We start from the raw sequence: 16,690 nt of genomic DNA, 5'->3' as shown, positions 1-16,690 counted from the left end.
CGGTGCCTTACCGCTTGGCGATACCCCAACAATTTGTTTTGATTACCGAAAAATCGACAATCTTAATTTGGTGGCTACGACGGGATTCGAACCTGTGACCCCATCATTATGAGTGATGTGCTCTAACCAACTGAGCTACGTAGCCAGTACTGCAATCTTCGATGGCTGGGGTACCTGGATTCGAACCAGGGAATGCCGGTATCAAAAACCGGTGCCTTACCGCTTGGCGATACCCCAATACCGCGGAGAACCGCAAAATCGAAGAAATATGGCTGGGGTACCTGGATTCGAACCAGGGAATGCCGGTATCAAAAACCGGTGCCTTACCGCTTGGCGATACCCCATCCGTGCAACGCTTACCCGGGAATGGTGCGGGAGGCGAGACTTGAACTCGCACACCTTGCGGCGCCAGAACCTAAATCTGGTGCGTCTACCAATTTCGCCACTCCCGCAAAAAAGATGGTGGCTACGACGGGATTCGAACCTGTGACCCCATCATTATGAGTGATGTGCTCTAACCAACTGAGCTACGTAGCCATCTTTTTTCGCGTTACCTTATCGGCGTTGCGGGGCGCATTATGCGTATAGACCCTTGCAGCGTCAACACCTTTTTCAACGAAAATAGCCGGAATGTGACTGTTTGGTTAGGTTGCGAACAGCGTGACCGAATATTCGGCAATTATTGGTTATTAATCAGATTTAGGCGGTGAAATGTGAGGCAAAAAAAACAGGCCCCTGAGGGGCCTGATTGCGATCTAGGTGATTATTTGTAGGCTGACTGATGGACGCCTACCGCGCGTCCTGATGGATCGTTCATGGATTTGAACGATTCATCCCATTCAATCGCTTTGGCAGAAGAGCAGGCGACGGAAGGGCCACCCGGTACGCACTCCGCAGCACTCGGCACCGGGAACAATTCTTCAAAAATTTCACGGTAGAGATACGCTTCTTTCGAGCCCGGCGTGTTGTACGGGAAGCGGAAGCTTGCGGTTTCCAGCTGTTGATCAGAAACCTGTTTCGCCGCGACCTCTTTCAGGGTGTCGATCCAGCTATAGCCTACACCATCGGAGAACTGCTCTTTCTGACGCCATGCGACGCTCGCCGGCAGGTAGGATTCAAAACATTCGCGCAGGATATGTTTTTCCATTTTGCCGTTGCCGCACATCTTGTCCTGCGGGTTGATGCGCATTGCCACGTCGAGGAATTTCTTATCCAGGAACGGCACGCGTGCTTCTACGCCCCACGCCGACATTGCTTTGTTGGCACGCGCGCAGTCGAACATGTGCAACGCCTGCAGCTTACGCACGGTCTCTTCATGCAGCTCTTTAGCGTTTGGCGCTTTGTGGAAGTACAGGTAGCCGCCAAACACTTCGTCAGAACCTTCACCGGAGAGCACCATCTTGATGCCCATCGCCTTGATCTTACGCGACATCAGGTACATCGGCGTTGAGGCGCGGATGGTGGTCACGTCATAGGTTTCAATGTGATAGATCACATCGCGGATCGCATCCAGACCTTCCTGCACGGTGAAATGAATTTCGTGGTGCACGGTGCCGAGGTGGTTTGCCACTTCCTGCGCGGCTTTAAGGTCAGGAGCACCTTCCAGGCCCACGGCAAAAGAGTGCAGCTGTGGCCACCAGGCTTCTGAGCGCTCCTGATCCTCCACGCGACGAGCCGCAAATTTCTTGGTGATTGCCGAGATCACGGAGGAGTCCAGGCCGCCTGAGAGCAGCACGCCGTAAGGTACGTCTGACATCAGGTGGCTTTTCACGGAATCTTCCAGGGCCTGACGCAGCTCGGCTTTGTCCGTGACGTTGTCTTTTACCGCGTCGTAGTCGAACCAGTCACGCTGGTAATACTGACGGATCTCGCCGTCTTTGCTCCACAGATAGCTGCCTGCCGGGAACTCTTTAATGGTGCGGCAGACCGGTACCAGGGCTTTCATTTCAGAGGCAACGTAGAAGTTGCCGTGCTCATCGTGACCCATGTACAGCGGGATAATACCGATATGGTCACGGCCAATCAGGTAAGCGTCTTTTTCGCTGTCGTACAGGGCAAAGGCAAACATGCCCTGCAGGTCGTCCAGGAACTCGGGACCTTTCTCCTGATACAGCGCCAGGATCACTTCACAGTCAGAGCCGGTCTGGAATGCGTAGCGGTCGCCGTATTCGGCGCGCAGTGCCTGGTGGTTATAGATCTCACCGTTGACAGCCAGCGCGTGCGTTTTTTTCTCGTTATACAGCGGCTGTGCACCGGCGTTGACGTCAACAATAGACAGACGTTCGTGAGCCAGAATTGCTTTGTCACTGGCGTAAACGCCTGACCAGTCCGGGCCGCGATGGCGCATCAGGCGGGACAGTTCGAGTGCCTTTTTACGCAGTTCGCCCGCGTCAGTTTTAATATCCAGTACGCCAAAAATTGAACACATAACCTTCTCCGTTAACCCTGTTGCTTTGTAATGTTGCTTGCTTATGAAAATGCCGCAAAGGGGCAGGGCGCGCAAGCGTTTTACGGGTGAAAACGGAAATAGTGCAATAGTGATTGCGGAATAGTGAAAAAAGAGTACGCCATGAGTTCTTTTATTGATGATTATGCAATGAAATGTGCTTTTTGTTAGATGGAGTTTTATTTGTGTAGGCCATAAATGAAAAACCACGCCCTGAGGCGTGGTTCGGTATCAGATGATGTCAATTTCATCGACGGAGGGGTAAATCCAGCTCGGCCGGAACGGCATCGAATCAATGTCATCAAGTTGAGAGACGCCGGACAGGACCAGAATCGTCTCCAGACCCGCCTGGAAACCGGCCAGAATATCGGTGCGCAGGTTGTCGCCGACAATAACGGTTTCTTCAGAGTGGGCCTGCATCTTGTTGAGCGCGGCACGAATAATCCACGGGCTCGGTTTACCGACCACGAACGGCTGACGACCTGAGATTTTCTCGATACCGGCGCAGAGCGCGCCGCAGGCCGGATAAAAACCACGGCCATGCGTATCCGGGTTGGTGGCGATAAAGCGCGCACCGCTGGCGACAAAGTATGCTGCTTTATGCATCATCTCCCAGTTAAAGGAACGCGTCTCGCCGACAATCACAAAGTCCGGGTTCACGTCAGTGATGGTAAAGCCCGCTTTGTAGAGCTCGTGTATCAGCGCACCTTCACCCACCACGTAGGCTTTCTTTCCTTCCTGACGCTTCAGAAAATCCGCCGTGGCCATCGCCGAGGTATAAAACACGCTGTCCGGGACGTCGACGCCTGCGGTGGCAAAGCGGTTTGCCAGATCCTGACCGGTTTGAGAAGGGTAGTTCGTGAGCAGAACCAGTGGCATTCCTTTGTCGATGATGCGGTGAAGAAACTCCGCAGCACCCGGCACGGCAACGTTGTCGTGCATCAGCACGCCGTCGATATCACAAATTACGTTCTTAATGGTCATGGATATTCCGACTTCAAAAAAAGAAGGCGTTACTATAAGGTTCGATCAGCTTTCCAGCAAATGCTGGAGCAGAATTCCGTTGAGCATGGCGCGTTTGACCAACGCGAACGCGCCAATCGCCGAGCGATGGTCAAGCTTTGAACGAACCACCGGAAGATTCTGGCGGAATGCTTTCAGCGCCTGGGTGTTAATACAGCCTTCAATCGCAGGGAGCAGAACCTTTTCCGCTTCCACAATTTCACCGGCGATCACCACTTTTTGTGGGTTAAACAGGTTAATGGCAATGGCGATGGTTTTCCCCAGATGACGTCCAACCTGCTCGATCACTTCGCAGGCCAGCGCGTCGCCTTTATTAGCGGCTTTGCAGATGGTGCCTATCTTGCAGTCGTCCAGCGTGACGCGGCTTTGATAACCCTGTTCAAGCAGATGGCGAACGCGCTGCTCGATGGCCGTGTTGGCGGCGATGGTTTCAAGGCAGCCAAAGTTGCCGCAGTGGCAGCGCTCCCCGAGAGGTTCAACCTGAATGTGGCCGATCTCTCCGACGTTACCGTTGCGCCCAATAAAAATCCGGCCGTTAGAGATAATGCCTGCACCCGTACCGCGGTGGACGCGCACCAGAATAGAGTCTTCACAGTCCTGGCTCGCACCAAAGTAGTGCTCCGCCAGCGCCAGAGAGCGGATGTCGTGACCCACAAAGCAGGTCACTTTAAAACGCTTTTCCAGCGCGTCGACCAGCCCCCAGTTTTCAACCTGAATGTGCGGCATATAGCGGATCACGCCGCTTTCCGGGTCGACCAGACCGGGCAGGATCACGGAGATGGCAATGAGTTCGCGGATCTTGCGCTGACAGCTTTCAGTAAACTGCGCGATGGTATTGAGCAGCGCATGTTCCAGCGTCTCCTGGGTGCGTTCCGGAAGAGGGTAGTGTTCTTCCGCAATGGCTTTACTGCTCAGATCGTACAGCGTGAGGGTGGTATCATGGCGCCCCAGACGGACGCCAATTGCCTGAAAATTGCGGGTTTCGGTAATAATAGAGATGGCGCGGCGGCCCCCGGTGGAGGCCTGCTGATCGACTTCTTTGATCAGACCGCGCTCAATGAGCTGGCGGGTAATTTTTGTCACGCTGGCGGGAGCAAGCTGGCTTTGTTCGGCTATCTGAATCCGCGAGATGGGGCCGTGCTGGTCAATCAGGCGGTATACCGCCGCACTGTTAAGTTGTTTAACGAGATCGACATTACCGATTTGAGCTTGTCCGCCAGGTGTCATACTTTTACTTACTCAGTGACGACCTCGTTACCATTAACGATGGTCTTAATAATTTTATAATCGTGTGTGAATGCCGTCAGGTTTGCAACCATACCTGGTGCAATTCCGCCGAGCTGTTTATCCACGCCCATTGCGCGAGCCGGATACAGGGTTGCCATGCGCAGGACTTCATCAAGCGCAATCCCGCAATGTTCTACCAGGTTACGCACCCCTTCAATCATGGTCAAAGAGGAACCGCTCAGCGTACCGTTTTCATCCACACACAGTCCATTGCGGTAGTATATTGTTTTACCGGCAAAAATGAACTGCTCAATATTTGCACCTGCCGGTGCGGTGGCATCCGTCACCAGACAAAGCTTGTCACCTTTCAGCCGCTTAGCGTTGCGAATGTTGGTGTAATCGACGTGTAAGCCGTCAGCAATAATGCCGCAGTAGACGTCTGGCTCATCCAGAATCGCCCCGACCAGACCCGGTTCACGGCCTGTGATATACGGCATGGCGTTGTAAAGGTGAGTTGCGAAAGTAATTCCCGCGCGGAAACCGGCTTTCGCTTCTTTCAGCGTTGCGTTTGAGTGGCCTGCTGAAACGATAATCCCGGCGGCGGCCAGCTTGCTGATGACATCCGTACCCGTCATTTCAGGCGCCAGCGTCACTTTGGTGATCACATCGGCGTTGGCACACATGTAGTCAACCAGCTCTGCATCAGGTTTACGCACGTAGTCCGGGTTATGCGTTCCTTTCTTGACCATATTCAGCCATGGCCCTTCAAGGTGCAGACCCAGCGCCTGGTTAGGATGTTTGGCCAGGTATTCTCGCATCACGCGGATACCCTGCTTCATAAGGTCATCACTGCTGGTGATGAGCGTTGGCAGATAGCTGGTGCAGCCCGATTTCTCGTTGGCTTTCTGCATGATCTCCAGCGTTTCTACCGTCACCGCATCCGCGGTGTCATTGAATTGCACACCGCCGCAGCCGTTGAGCTGCACGTCGATGAAACCGGGGGAGATTACTGCTCCATTGAGTGAGCGCTGTTCAATCTCCGGCGGCAGTTCTGCCAGCGGGCAAACACGTTCAATCAGGCCATCAGCGATAACAATCGCATGGTCATCCAGAATTTCATGGCCGGTATAAATCCGACCGTGGGTTAAAGCGTACATAACGACCCCCGGTTAAAAAAAGCGGCCGCCTCTTGATGAAGAGGCGGTTATTCAATTACAGACCTTTGATGTTCTCAGCTTCTAACTCGTTGAAGTACTTCAGCGTTTTAACCTTCAGCTCCATCGTGGACGGCTCGTCGCAGACGATGACTGATTTCGGATGCAGCTGCAGGCAGCTTATGGTCCACATATGGTTTACGTTGCCTTCAACGGCAGCCTGGAGCGCCTGGGCTTTCACGCTGCCCAGCACCAGAATCATCACTTCTTCAGCATCCAGCAGGGTGCCTACGCCTACGGTCAGGGCGTATTTTGGAACCTGGTTAACATCGCCGTCAAAGAAGCGGGAGTTTGCCACGCGCGTGTCATGGGTCAGCGTTTTAATACGGGTGCGGGAAGCCAGAGATGACGCCGGTTCGTTAAACGCGATGTGACCATCATTACCTACACCACCCATAAACAGGTGGATCTTACCGTAAGAACGGATTTTTTCTTCATACTGACGGCATTCTGCGTCAATATCAGGCGCGTTTCCATTCAGCAGGTTAATATTTTCAGCTGGAATATCAACGTGATCAAAGAAATTACGGTGCATAAAGCTATGGTAGCTTTCCGGGTGATCTTTCGGTAAGCCAACGTATTCATCCATGTTGAATGTCACAACATGCTTGAAGCTAACCTGGCCTGCTTTATGCATCTCAACCAGCGCCTTGTAGGCAGTCAGCGGTGTGCCGCCTGTCGGAAGTCCAAGAACGAAAGGACGATCGGCAGTTGGTTTAAAGGCGTTGATACGGTTAACGATATGGCGAGCGGCCCATTTACCAACTTGTTCAGCAGTTGCCAGGGGAATCAGTCTCATTGTTCACCTCAAGAGTTAAAGTAGAAGAGTGGGCGGATAGCTATCGGAACCTGATACTTAAGCGTAACCTGGAAACTTTCAGGCCGGATCAATCCGTCTTGATTTTTTGAATGATAAAATAAGTTTTCACTGTTAGCCAGTGTAAGGAAGGGTTAATAACGATATTTGGTGACAAAAATCACAAAAAGTACGCGTTTAATTTGCGATACGAATTAATTTTTCACACACTCACAATGCCAGTGAAGCATCAACTGTATCTATAGTTCGTGACACAATAAAAAACAGAGCTGAGAACATGCCTTAAACGGGGTCTCATAGGGGGAAGAAAGTGAGTATTCTAGGTTATTTACAAAAGGTTGGCCGCGCACTTATGGTGCCGGTCGCCACGCTGCCTGCCGCAGCCATCCTGATGGGTGTCGGCTACTGGATCGACCCCAACGGCTGGGGTAATACCAGCGCGCTGGCGGCGTTCTTTATCAAGTCAGGTTCCGCCATTATCGACAATATGTCCGTGTTGTTCGCGATTGGTGTGGCTTACGGTATGTCCAAAGACAAAGACGGTGCCGCTGCGCTGACCGGTTTTGTCGGTTTCCTCGTCTTAACCACTCTCTGCTCACCTGCAGCAGTGGCCATGATCCAAAAAATTCCGGCGGACCAGGTTCCGGCGGCATTCGGTAAGATCAGCAACCAGTTTGTCGGTATCCTTGTGGGTATCATCTCTGCCGAACTGTATAACCGCTTCAGCAGCGTAGAGCTGCCAAAAGCGCTCTCCTTCTTTAGCGGCCGCCGTCTGGTCCCTATCCTGACCTCGTTTGTGATGATCGTTGTCGCGTTCATCATGATGTACGTCTGGCCGATGATTTTCGACGGTCTGGTGAACTTCGGTGAGCACATCCAGAAACTGGGTTCTGTCGGTGCGGGCGTGTACGCGTTCTTCAACCGTCTGCTGATCCCGGTTGGTCTGCACCACGCGCTGAACTCCGTGTTCTGGTTCGACGTTGCCGGTATTAACGATATCCCTAACTTCCTGGGTGGCGCACAGTCCATCGAAGCAGGTAAAGCGGTTGTCGGTATCACCGGTCGTTACCAGGCGGGCTTCTTCCCGATCATGATGTTTGGTCTGCCGGGTGCTGCGCTGGCTATCTACCACTGCGCGCGTCCAGAGAACAAAGCGAAAGTGCTGGGTATCATGATGGCGGGCGCGTTCGCGGCCTTCTTCACCGGTATCACCGAGCCGCTGGAGTTCTCCTTCATGTTCGTGGCGCCGGTTCTGTATGTGATCCACGCCGTGCTGACCGGTATCTCCGTGTTCATCGCTGCCAGCATGCAGTGGATTGCCGGTTTCGGCTTCAGCGCCGGTCTGGTGGATATGGTGCTTTCGTCCCGTAACCCGCTGGCGACCCACTGGTGGATGCTGATCCCGCAAGGTCTGGTGTTCTTCGCGATCTACTACGTAGTGTTCCGTTTCACTATCACCAAATTTAACCTCATGACACCGGGTCGTGAACTGGCCGTGGCCGGTAGCGAAGCGGATGGTCAGGATGTGAACGTGAGCGGTGCTCAGGACCAGGACGTTTCAGGTCTGGCGCGTCAGTACATCGCCGCAGTAGGCGGTTCTGACAACCTGACCGGTATCGATGCCTGTATCACTCGCCTGCGTCTGAACGTCAAAGACTCTTCCCTGGTGAACGAAGCGCTGGCCAAACGTCTGGGCGCGTCCGGTGTTATCCGCCTGAACAAAACCAGCGTGCAGATTATCGTTGGCTTTGTGGCAGAGAAAATTGCTAATGCCATGAAAACTACCGGCCCGGTAGCCGCAGCAGAAGCTTCTGTCGCACCTGCCGCCGCGCCAGCGGCTGCAAAACCGCAGGCGGTACCCAACGCCAAAACGATAGCCGCGCTGGTTTCACCGGTAACCGGTGAAGTCGTTGCGATTGAGCAGGTGCCTGACGAAGCCTTCGCCAGCAAAGCGGTCGGTGACGGTGTGGCGGTGAAACCAACGGACAAAACCGTTGTGTCTCCGGCTGCCGGTACCATCGTGAAAATCTTCAACACCAACCATGCGTTCTGCCTCGAAACCGAAAATGGCGCGGAGATCGTTGTCCATATGGGTATCGATACCGTTGCGCTGAACGGCCAGGGCTTTACTCGTCTGGTGGAAGAGGGCGCTGAAGTGGTGGCTGGGCAGCCGATTCTGGAAATGGATCTGGACTTCCTGAACGCCAACGCGCGCTCCATGATAAGTCCGGTCGTTTGCAGCAACATCGACGACTTCAGCGGCCTGGTCATTCAGGCGAAAGGTCAGGTTGTTGCGGGTCAAACACCGCTGTACGAGATTAAAGGCAAGTAATCGCTCCTGAGTAGAGTCATGCCTTAAGCGGCGGGGGAGATCCTCCGCCGCTTTTTTTTGCAGCAAATGCCCCCATTATTTTCTTCAGAGACGTTTTAAGGGTTGTCACTACGTCCGGCTTATAAGATCATATGCCGTTATACGTTGTTTACGCTTTGAGGAATCCACGATGAGTGAGGCTGAAGCCCGCCCGAGTAACTTTATTCGTCAGATCATCGATGAAGATCTGGCCAGTGGTAAGCACACCACAATTCATACCCGCTTTCCGCCGGAGCCGAACGGCTACCTGCATATCGGGCATGCGAAGTCCATCTGCCTGAACTTTGGCATTGCGCAAGACTACCAGGGACAGTGCAACCTGCGTTTCGATGACACCAACCCAGTAAAAGAAGACATCGAATACGTTGAGTCCATTAAGAACGACGTGCAATGGCTGGGCTTCAACTGGTCTGGCGATATCTGCTACTCCTCTGACTATTTTGATCAGCTGTACGCCTATGCGGTAGAGCTTATCAACAAGGGTCTGGCGTATGTCGACGAGCTGTCTGCTGACGAGATCCGTGAGTATCGCGGTACGCTGACCGCACCGGGCAAAAACAGCCCGTTCCGCGACCGCAGCGTGGAAGAGAACCTGGCGCTGTTTGAAAAAATGCGTGCCGGTGGCTTCGAAGAAGGCAAAGCGTGCCTGCGTGCCAAAATCGACATGGCGTCTCCGTTCATCGTGATGCGCGATCCGGTGCTGTACCGCATTAAGTTTGCGGAACACCACCAGACCGGCAACAAGTGGTGCATCTACCCGATGTACGACTTTACCCACTGCATCAGCGATGCGCTGGAAGGCATTACGCACTCCCTGTGTACGCTGGAGTTCCAGGACAACCGTCGTCTGTACGACTGGGTTCTGGATAACATCACCATTCCTGTGCATCCGCGCCAGTACGAGTTCTCTCGCCTGAACCTGGAATACACCGTGATGTCCAAGCGTAAGCTGAACCTGCTGGTGACCGACAAGCACGTTGAGGGCTGGGATGATCCACGTATGCCTACCATTTCTGGTCTGCGTCGCCGTGGTTACACTGCCGCCTCTATTCGTGAGTTCTGCAAACGTATCGGCGTGACCAAGCAGGACAACACCATCGAGATGGCGTCCCTTGAATCATGCATTCGCGAAGATCTCAACGAAAACGCTCCGCGCGCGATGGCGGTTATCGATCCGGTGAAACTGGTTATCGAAAATTATCCGCAGGGTGAAAGCGAGCTGGTCGCCATGCCTAACCATCCGAACAAACCGGAAATGGGAAGCCGTGACGTGCCGTTCAGCGGCGAGATCTGGATTGACCGCGCTGACTTCCGCGAAGAAGCCAACAAACAGTACAAGCGTCTGGTGCTGGGTAAAGAAGTGCGTCTGCGTAATGCCTACGTCATCAAAGCCGAGCGCGTAGAGAAAGATGCAGAAGGGAATATCACCACCATCTTCTGTTCTTATGATGCTGAAACGCTGAGCAAAGATCCTGCGGATGGCCGCAAGGTGAAAGGCGTTATCCACTGGGTGAGCGCATCCCACGCGCTGCCGGTAGAAATTCGTCTGTACGATCGTCTGTTCAGCGTGCCTAACCCTGGTGCTGCGGAAGACTTCCTGGCGACCATCAACCCGGAATCTCTGGTGATCAAGCAGGGTTATGCGGAGCCTTCTCTGAAAAACGCTGAAGCAGGCAAAGCGTTCCAGTTCGAACGTGAAGGTTACTTCTGCCTGGACAGCCGTCACAGCACGGCAGAAAAACCGGTATTTAACCGTACCGTAGGTCTGCGTGATACCTGGACGAAGATCGGCGAATAATATTGCTGGTCTGGTCAATGAGAGACAAACGCCGCACTATGCGGCGTTTTTTTATTTAACGATCAGGGTATTAAGCCAGGGCCTAAAAAGGTGTGATAAAAATATCAGGTCAATGAGGTGCTACTTATTTTTCAAAAAAAATTTTGTGTCATTAGGAAAAACAAAAAGGTTATAAGAAAGGGAAGATGTTTCTCGTCTAGCCACTGAAATACTTGAAAATTCCCCGCCATTCCTCGCCTCCCTGCAAATGTTACAAAGCACTACTAATTATGTGCACTTCGTCATAATCCTGACTTTTGTCCGCTAAAAAGCATTGATAATTCGCGTCGCGAAAAATAACCTAACGACGGTATTTAATTCGAGGGTATTTAAAACTACCCCTGACCATTTGGTCTTTTTTATTTACGCCGTTTCAGGCGTTTTAATTCGTCAAAGAGGAATAATCTATGCGTACGTTCAGTGGCAAACGTAGTGCGCTGGCGCTGGCTATTGCCGGTGTGACAGCAATGTCGGGCCTGGTGGTGACACCAGAGGCGAAAGCGGCGGGCTTCATCGACGATTCTACCCTCACGGGCGGTATCTATTACTGGCAGCGTGAACGTGACCGTAAAGACGTCACCGAAGACAAATACAAAACCAACCTTTCTCATTCCACCTGGAACGCCAACCTGGACTTCCAGTCAGGCTATGCCGCGGATATGTTCGGTCTGGATATTGCTGCGTTTACCGCGATTGAAATGGCGGAAAACGGCGACAGCGCCCACCCGAACGAAATTGCCTTCTCCTCCAGCAATAAAGCGTATAAAGAAGACTGGTCCGGGGATAAGAGCGGCATCAGCCTTTACAAAGCCGCTGCAAAATTTAAATACGGTCCGGTATGGGCGCGCGGTGGTTATATTCAGCCAACTGGCCAGACCCTGTTAGCACCGCACTGGAGTTTTATGCCGGGTACCTATCAGGGTGCGGAAGCCGGGGCGAACTTTGACTACGGTGATGCGGGTGCGTTGAGCTTCTCCTATATGTGGACCAACGAGTACAAAGCACCCTGGCACATCGAGATGGACAAGTTCTACCAGAACGATAAGAAAACCAAAGTCGATTATCTCCACTCGCTGGGGGCGAAATACGACTTCAAAAACGATCTGGTTCTCGAAGCAGCATTTGGCCAGGCGCAAGGGTATATCGATCAGTACTTTGCCAAGGCCAGCTATAAGTTTGATGTCGCGGGTAGCCCGCTGAGTACCAGCTATCAGTTCTACGGTACGCGCGACAAAGTCAGCAACGGTGGCGTCAATGACATTTATGATGGCACCGCGTGGCTGCAGGCGCTAACCTTCGGCTATAAGGTCGGTCAGGTTGATTTACGTCTGGAAGGAACATGGGTGAAGGCGGAAGGGCAGCAGGGCTACTTCCTGCAGCGTATGACCCCGACCTATGCCTCATCCAACGGTCGTCTTGATATCTGGTGGGATAACCGCTCAGACTTCAACGCCGACGGCGAGAAAGCGGTCTTCTTCGGCGCAATGTACGACCTGAAAAACTGGAACCTGCCTGGCTGGGCGGTGGGCGCTTCTTACGCTTACGCCTGGGATGCAAAACCAGCCGATATGGCAACTCCGGACGCATACTACGATCCCAACTATCGCCTGAAAGAGTCTTCCTACAGCCTCGATGCTATCTATACCCTGCAGGATGGCCGCGCGAAAGGCACAATGTTCAAACTGCACTTCACTCAGTATGACAACCACTCCGATATCCCGAGCTACGCGGGCGGTTACGGCAACATCTTCCAGGATGAACGTGACGTGAAATTCATGGTTATCGCACCGTTCACTATCTTCTGATGAATCTTCCGGCGGGTTAGATCCCGCCGGACCGGAGACTGCATATGATGAAAAAAATCGTAATCGTCGCGTTGCTGGCATCAGGGCTGGTGGCGTGTGCTCAGAGTGAGGCACCGAAAGAAGATTCCCGGCTGAAGGAGGCCTATAGCGCCTGTATTAATACAGCAGAAGGATCGCCGGAGAAAATTGAAGCCTGTCAGAGCGTTTTGAACGTGCTGAAGAAAGAGAAAGCGCATGAGCAGTTTGCGACGCGGGAGAATGTCCGCGTGATGGATTACCAGGCCTGTATCCAGGCGCGTAAAACCGGTAACGATCAGGAAGTGACCAAGCGTTGCGATAAGATCTGGAACGAGATACGCAACAATAATAAATAAGTTGCTTTACGCCCGGTGGCGCTGCGCTTACCGGGCTTTTTTCTGGCAAAAAAAAGCCAACCTTTCGGCTGGCTCAGAGTATGAACACTTGATTATTTTGCGTCGTGCGCGTGGTCATCTTCGCGGCAGTCGCCTTCAGCACAGTGACCGTAAAGATACAGGCTGTGGTTGGTCAGGCGGATACCGTGACGCGCGGCGATTTCACGCTGGCGCGCTTCGATGGAATCATCGCTGAATTCAATGACCTTGCCGCAGTCGAGGCAGATCAGATGATCGTGGTGCTGCTGCTGGGTCAGTTCGAAAACAGATTTACCGCCTTCGAAATTATGACGGGTGACAATGCCCGCGTCATCAAACTGGTTCAGCACGCGATAGACGGTAGCCAGCCCAATCTCTTCACCCATGTCGATAAGACGTTTATAAAGGTCTTCCGCACTGACATGGTGATTGTCTGGACCCTGAAGCACTTCGAGGATTTTTAACCGAGGAAGCGTAACTTTCAGGCCAGCCTTCTTTAATGCGGTATTGTTGTCAGTCATGCGGAATCTGTCCTGTTGCTAAACGATTCACTTCTGTAGGAAGTGACAGAAAATGCACCTGGGATAATGCGTCTCATTATAGAACTGCCATGGCTAAATGAAAACTGCAAGTCTCAGGCAAAATATGCTTATAAAAATGGGGTATCACCAACAAACTTGCTCTATGGAAAACCACATTTTATCAGGGAGACATTGTACAGGTCTGGGCGAAAAAGTTAAAAGATTGTAGCGATTAATTTAATCGGTTTGACCTGGGGCATGGGCGCAACCGCAGTTGCGCCGCGATAAAATCAGGCGTTCAGAATATCATCAAGGTGCAGTTCTTCACGGATCTGCTTCACCCACTTCTCAACGCGCTCGGCGGTCAGTTCTGGCTGACGGTCTTCGTCGATGGCCAGACCCACGAAATGATCGTCATCGGCCAGGCCTTTAGACGCTTCGAAGTGGTAACCAGCGGTCGGCCAGTGGCCTACGATAACCGCGCCATTCGGCTCAATGATGTCGCGGATGGTACCCAGCGCGTCACAGAAATACTCAGCGTAGTCTTCCTGGTCACCGCAGCCAAACAGGGCAACCAGCTTACCGTTGAAGTCCACTTCTTCCAGCGTCGGGAAGAAATCATCCCAGTCGCATTGGGCTTCACCGTAGTACCAGGTTGGGATACCCAGCAGCAGAATGTCATAGCCTTCCAGATCTTCTTTGCTGCTCTTGGCAATGTCATGCACATCAGCAACGTCTTTACCGAGCTGTTTTTGAATGTTTTTTGCGATATTTTCGGTATTGCCGGTATCACTGCCAAAGAAAATGCCGATGATTGCCATGAGTAAAATAACCTCTTGAAACTTAATAGTATGGTGGCGCAATTCGGCCACGGATAAGGGCAATAATAGCAGAACTGGCAACCCTGCGGAAACAGCTATCGCGCAGGACTGCACTCTGTGCTACATGAAAAGGGTAATAAAGGGGATTTTCAGACTTATGCCTGGCTGCGTAACGCCTCAAGCTGGGCGATTAACATCTCTTCAATGAGCTCGCTTCGGCTGATATTTCGCGCGTCAGCCAGCTCGTTCAGCGCATCGACGGCGTCGGCGTTAAGCTTCAGTTCGACACGCTTAAGCCCGCGATTTTTATCGCGTTTAAGCTGATTGCGTTTATTGATACGCAGCTGTTCATCGCGCGAAAGCGGATTCGTCTTCGGTCGTCCCGGGCGACGCTCATTCGCGAACAGATCTAGTGTCGTACGGTCCGTTTGTTCTTTGGCCATGATTCTGAGACTTCGGGGGAAACACGCCGCCCTGCTAATGCCCGGGCGATAAGCGCGCCATCATACATCACCAAAAACGGCACGCCAACGACTGGAAGCCCGCAGCCTTCCAGTCGCTTTCTTTTTAATCAATTTGTCGTATCAGCGAGATAGCGGCGAATGGCGCGCAGCACAGCATCGGGTTTTTCTGCATGCACCCAGTGTCCGGCACCGGCAATCACGTGGGCGCGAGCCTGCGGGAATTGGGCCAGCAGCGTGTCGCGGTACGCGTCGGTAACGTAAGGAGAGTTACCGCCGCGAATAAAGAGGGTAGGGTGTGGCCAGGCGGGGACGGTTTCCCAGCCCACGATGTTATTGTACTGATTCCAGAGCACCGGCACGTTAAAACGCCATTGGCCGTCAACAAACGACTTCAGCAGGAACTGGACGACGCCTTCTTCATCAAGATGCTCACGCATGACGGCAGCCGCCTGTTGGCGAGTCGCGACGCCCGCTTCGGTGACCGCATTGATGGCGGCAAAAATTTCGTCGTGGCGGCGGACGTCGTAATCCACGGGCGCAACATCAATTACAACCAGGCCGTTAATACGCTCCGGGGCCAGTGCCGTCAGGGCCATCACCGCTTTGCCACCCATTGAATGCCCGATGAGGGTCACCTTTTGCAGGTCGTTGGCATCCAGCGTATCCAGCAGATCCTGCGCCATCGCCGCGTAGGTCATCTCGTCGGATCGGCCGGAAAGACCGTGATTGCGCATATCGACCTGTAAAATATCGTGGTCAGTAACCAGATCGCGCGCCAGCACGCCCAGGTTATCCAGGCTGCCAAAAAGCCCGTGAACCAGTACGATGGGAGAATTATTGTTCGGCGATTGTGCAGTTTGCGCTCGGGTATTCAATTTCATGGCAAAGTTCTTTTTTTACGTATGTCAGGTTAGGGTATCATGTTGACCATTCTGCCGCCCGGCTGCAAGGTTCCAGTTTAATCTGACTTTTGCCGCCAACCTGGTTTGACGCTATCCGCTGTTGGGATTTGACCTTATAATCCCAATGACTTGTATTCAGATAAGATATCGCACTGGATTAAGATGAAAACAATCGAAGTTGATGACGAACTCTATCAGTATATTGCCAGCCAGACGCGGCATATCGGGGAGAGCGCGTCCGACATTTTACGGCGCATGCTTAAAATTTCCGCCGCTTCACAGCCTGCTACCCCAGTCACCAAAGATGTCGTGTCTCAGCCAAGCGTTGTTGCACAAGCAAAACCTGCCGTGACGCCGGCAAAAGATAAAGTGCGTGCGATGCGCGAGCTGCTGCTCTCCGATGAATACGCGGAGCAGAAAAAGGCGGTTAACCGCTTTATGCTGGTGCTGTCTACACTTTACTCACTGGATAACAAAGCGTTTGCTGAAGCGACCGAGTCGCTGCACGGTCGTACTCGCGTCTATTTCGCGGGCGACGAGCAAACGCTGCTGCAAAATGGCAATCAAACCAAACCCAAACATGTTCCTGGCACCCCATACTGGGTGATCACCAATACCAATACGGGCCGTAAGTGCAGCATGATTGAACACATCATGCAGTCCATGCAGTTCCCGGCGGAATTGATTGAAAAGGTTTGCGGTACAATTTAACCCTTGCATCAGAAGGACCCGGTAATGGCAAATCACAGCCGTGCAGGCCAACCTGCACAACAAAGCGATTTGATTAACGTCGCTCAGCTGACCGCGCAGTATTACGTGCTGAAACCGGTCGTGGGCAACGCAGAACACG

At 52.8% G+C, this 16,690-nt stretch carries 15 protein-coding genes and 5 tRNA genes; 6 read left to right on the top strand and 14 right to left on the bottom strand.

Annotation, left to right across the window (positions count from 1 at the left end; genetic code table 11):
- Positions 1 to 68 precede the first annotated feature (68 nt).
- From ACWYRJ_RS17935 to nagB, 10 genes are all read right to left on the bottom strand, one after another.
- Positions 69 to 145 (bottom strand) — tRNA-Met (locus tag ACWYRJ_RS17935).
- A 17-nt stretch (positions 146 to 162) separates the two neighbouring features.
- Positions 163 to 237 (bottom strand) — tRNA-Gln (locus tag ACWYRJ_RS17930).
- 32 nt (positions 238 to 269) lie between these two features.
- Positions 270 to 344: transfer RNA gene (locus tag ACWYRJ_RS17925), tRNA-Gln, on the bottom strand.
- A 23-nt stretch (positions 345 to 367) separates the two neighbouring features.
- Positions 368 to 452, bottom strand: a tRNA-Leu gene (locus tag ACWYRJ_RS17920).
- An 8-nt stretch (positions 453 to 460) separates the two neighbouring features.
- Positions 461 to 537, bottom strand: a tRNA-Met gene (locus ACWYRJ_RS17915).
- 226 nt (positions 538 to 763) lie between these two features.
- Positions 764 to 2,428 carry an asparagine synthase B gene (gene asnB, locus ACWYRJ_RS17910; RefSeq protein ID WP_010428626.1) on the bottom strand — a complete coding sequence of 555 codons (1,665 nt, stop codon included), beginning with the start codon at positions 2,426 to 2,428 and terminating at the stop codon, positions 764 to 766.
- A 249-nt stretch (positions 2,429 to 2,677) separates the two neighbouring features.
- Positions 2,678 to 3,430, bottom strand: a complete 753-nt coding sequence (nagD, locus tag ACWYRJ_RS17905; protein WP_023310763.1) for a ribonucleotide monophosphatase NagD — start codon at positions 3,428 to 3,430, stop codon at positions 2,678 to 2,680.
- 45 nt (positions 3,431 to 3,475) lie between these two features.
- On the bottom strand, positions 3,476 to 4,696 hold the full coding sequence (gene nagC, locus ACWYRJ_RS17900; RefSeq protein WP_455508365.1) for a DNA-binding transcriptional regulator NagC: 1,221 nt from the start codon (positions 4,694 to 4,696) through the stop codon (positions 3,476 to 3,478).
- Between the two features lie 8 nt (positions 4,697 to 4,704).
- Positions 4,705 to 5,853 (bottom strand): N-acetylglucosamine-6-phosphate deacetylase, encoded by a 1,149-nt coding sequence (gene nagA / locus ACWYRJ_RS17895; protein ID WP_111964385.1) that lies wholly within the window; start codon positions 5,851 to 5,853, stop codon positions 4,705 to 4,707.
- Between the two features lie 55 nt (positions 5,854 to 5,908).
- Positions 5,909 to 6,709, bottom strand: a complete 801-nt coding sequence (nagB, locus tag ACWYRJ_RS17890) for a glucosamine-6-phosphate deaminase (RefSeq protein WP_013097568.1) — start codon at positions 6,707 to 6,709, stop codon at positions 5,909 to 5,911.
- Between the two features lie 328 nt (positions 6,710 to 7,037).
- Between nagB and nagE the strand changes: the two genes are divergently transcribed.
- From nagE to chiQ, 4 genes are all read left to right on the top strand, one after another.
- Positions 7,038 to 9,059 (top strand): N-acetylglucosamine-specific PTS transporter subunit IIBC, encoded by a 2,022-nt coding sequence (gene nagE, locus ACWYRJ_RS17885; RefSeq protein ID WP_111964384.1) that lies wholly within the window; start codon positions 7,038 to 7,040, stop codon positions 9,057 to 9,059.
- Positions 9,060 to 9,228: 169 nt separating this feature from the next.
- Complete coding sequence (gene glnS / locus ACWYRJ_RS17880; RefSeq protein WP_111964383.1) at positions 9,229 to 10,896, top strand: glutamine--tRNA ligase; 1,668 nt, start codon at positions 9,229 to 9,231, stop codon at positions 10,894 to 10,896.
- 446 nt (positions 10,897 to 11,342) lie between these two features.
- Positions 11,343 to 12,740 (top strand): chitoporin ChiP, encoded by a 1,398-nt coding sequence (gene chiP / locus ACWYRJ_RS17875; RefSeq protein WP_032661118.1) that lies wholly within the window; start codon positions 11,343 to 11,345, stop codon positions 12,738 to 12,740.
- A gap of 47 nt (positions 12,741 to 12,787) precedes the next feature.
- Complete coding sequence (gene chiQ / locus ACWYRJ_RS17870) at positions 12,788 to 13,114, top strand: ChiQ/YbfN family lipoprotein (protein ID WP_111964473.1); 327 nt, start codon at positions 12,788 to 12,790, stop codon at positions 13,112 to 13,114.
- A gap of 92 nt (positions 13,115 to 13,206) precedes the next feature.
- On the opposite strand, the gene fur is transcribed toward chiQ, so the two are convergent.
- The 4 genes from fur to ybfF all read right to left on the bottom strand — a co-directional run bounded on the left by fur (position 13,207) and on the right by ybfF (position 15,819).
- Positions 13,207 to 13,653, bottom strand: a complete 447-nt coding sequence (fur, locus tag ACWYRJ_RS17865) for a ferric iron uptake transcriptional regulator (protein WP_014169146.1) — start codon at positions 13,651 to 13,653, stop codon at positions 13,207 to 13,209.
- A 290-nt stretch (positions 13,654 to 13,943) separates the two neighbouring features.
- Positions 13,944 to 14,474, bottom strand: a complete 531-nt coding sequence (gene fldA / locus ACWYRJ_RS17860) for a flavodoxin FldA (protein WP_008501067.1) — start codon at positions 14,472 to 14,474, stop codon at positions 13,944 to 13,946.
- A gap of 155 nt (positions 14,475 to 14,629) precedes the next feature.
- Positions 14,630 to 14,917, bottom strand: a complete 288-nt coding sequence (ybfE, locus tag ACWYRJ_RS17855) for a LexA regulated protein (RefSeq protein ID WP_111964381.1) — start codon at positions 14,915 to 14,917, stop codon at positions 14,630 to 14,632.
- A gap of 128 nt (positions 14,918 to 15,045) precedes the next feature.
- Positions 15,046 to 15,819, bottom strand: coding sequence for an esterase (gene ybfF, locus ACWYRJ_RS17850; RefSeq protein ID WP_111964380.1), 774 nt, complete (start codon positions 15,817 to 15,819; stop codon positions 15,046 to 15,048).
- 183 nt (positions 15,820 to 16,002) lie between these two features.
- On the opposite strand from ybfF, the gene seqA reads away from it, so the two are divergent.
- A complete protein-coding gene (seqA, locus tag ACWYRJ_RS17845) occupies positions 16,003 to 16,551 on the top strand; it encodes a replication initiation negative regulator SeqA (RefSeq protein WP_008501070.1) in 549 nt (182 codons plus the stop codon).
- 24 nt (positions 16,552 to 16,575) lie between these two features.
- Positions 16,576 to 16,690, top strand: a 115-nt coding sequence (locus ACWYRJ_RS17840) for a hypothetical protein (protein ID WP_455508366.1), incomplete at its 3' end; no start/stop codon positions are given.

The sequence above is a fragment of the Enterobacter sp. genome (genome assembly GCF_977039595.1).
This window is presented reverse-complemented; position numbering and strand designations above follow the sequence as displayed.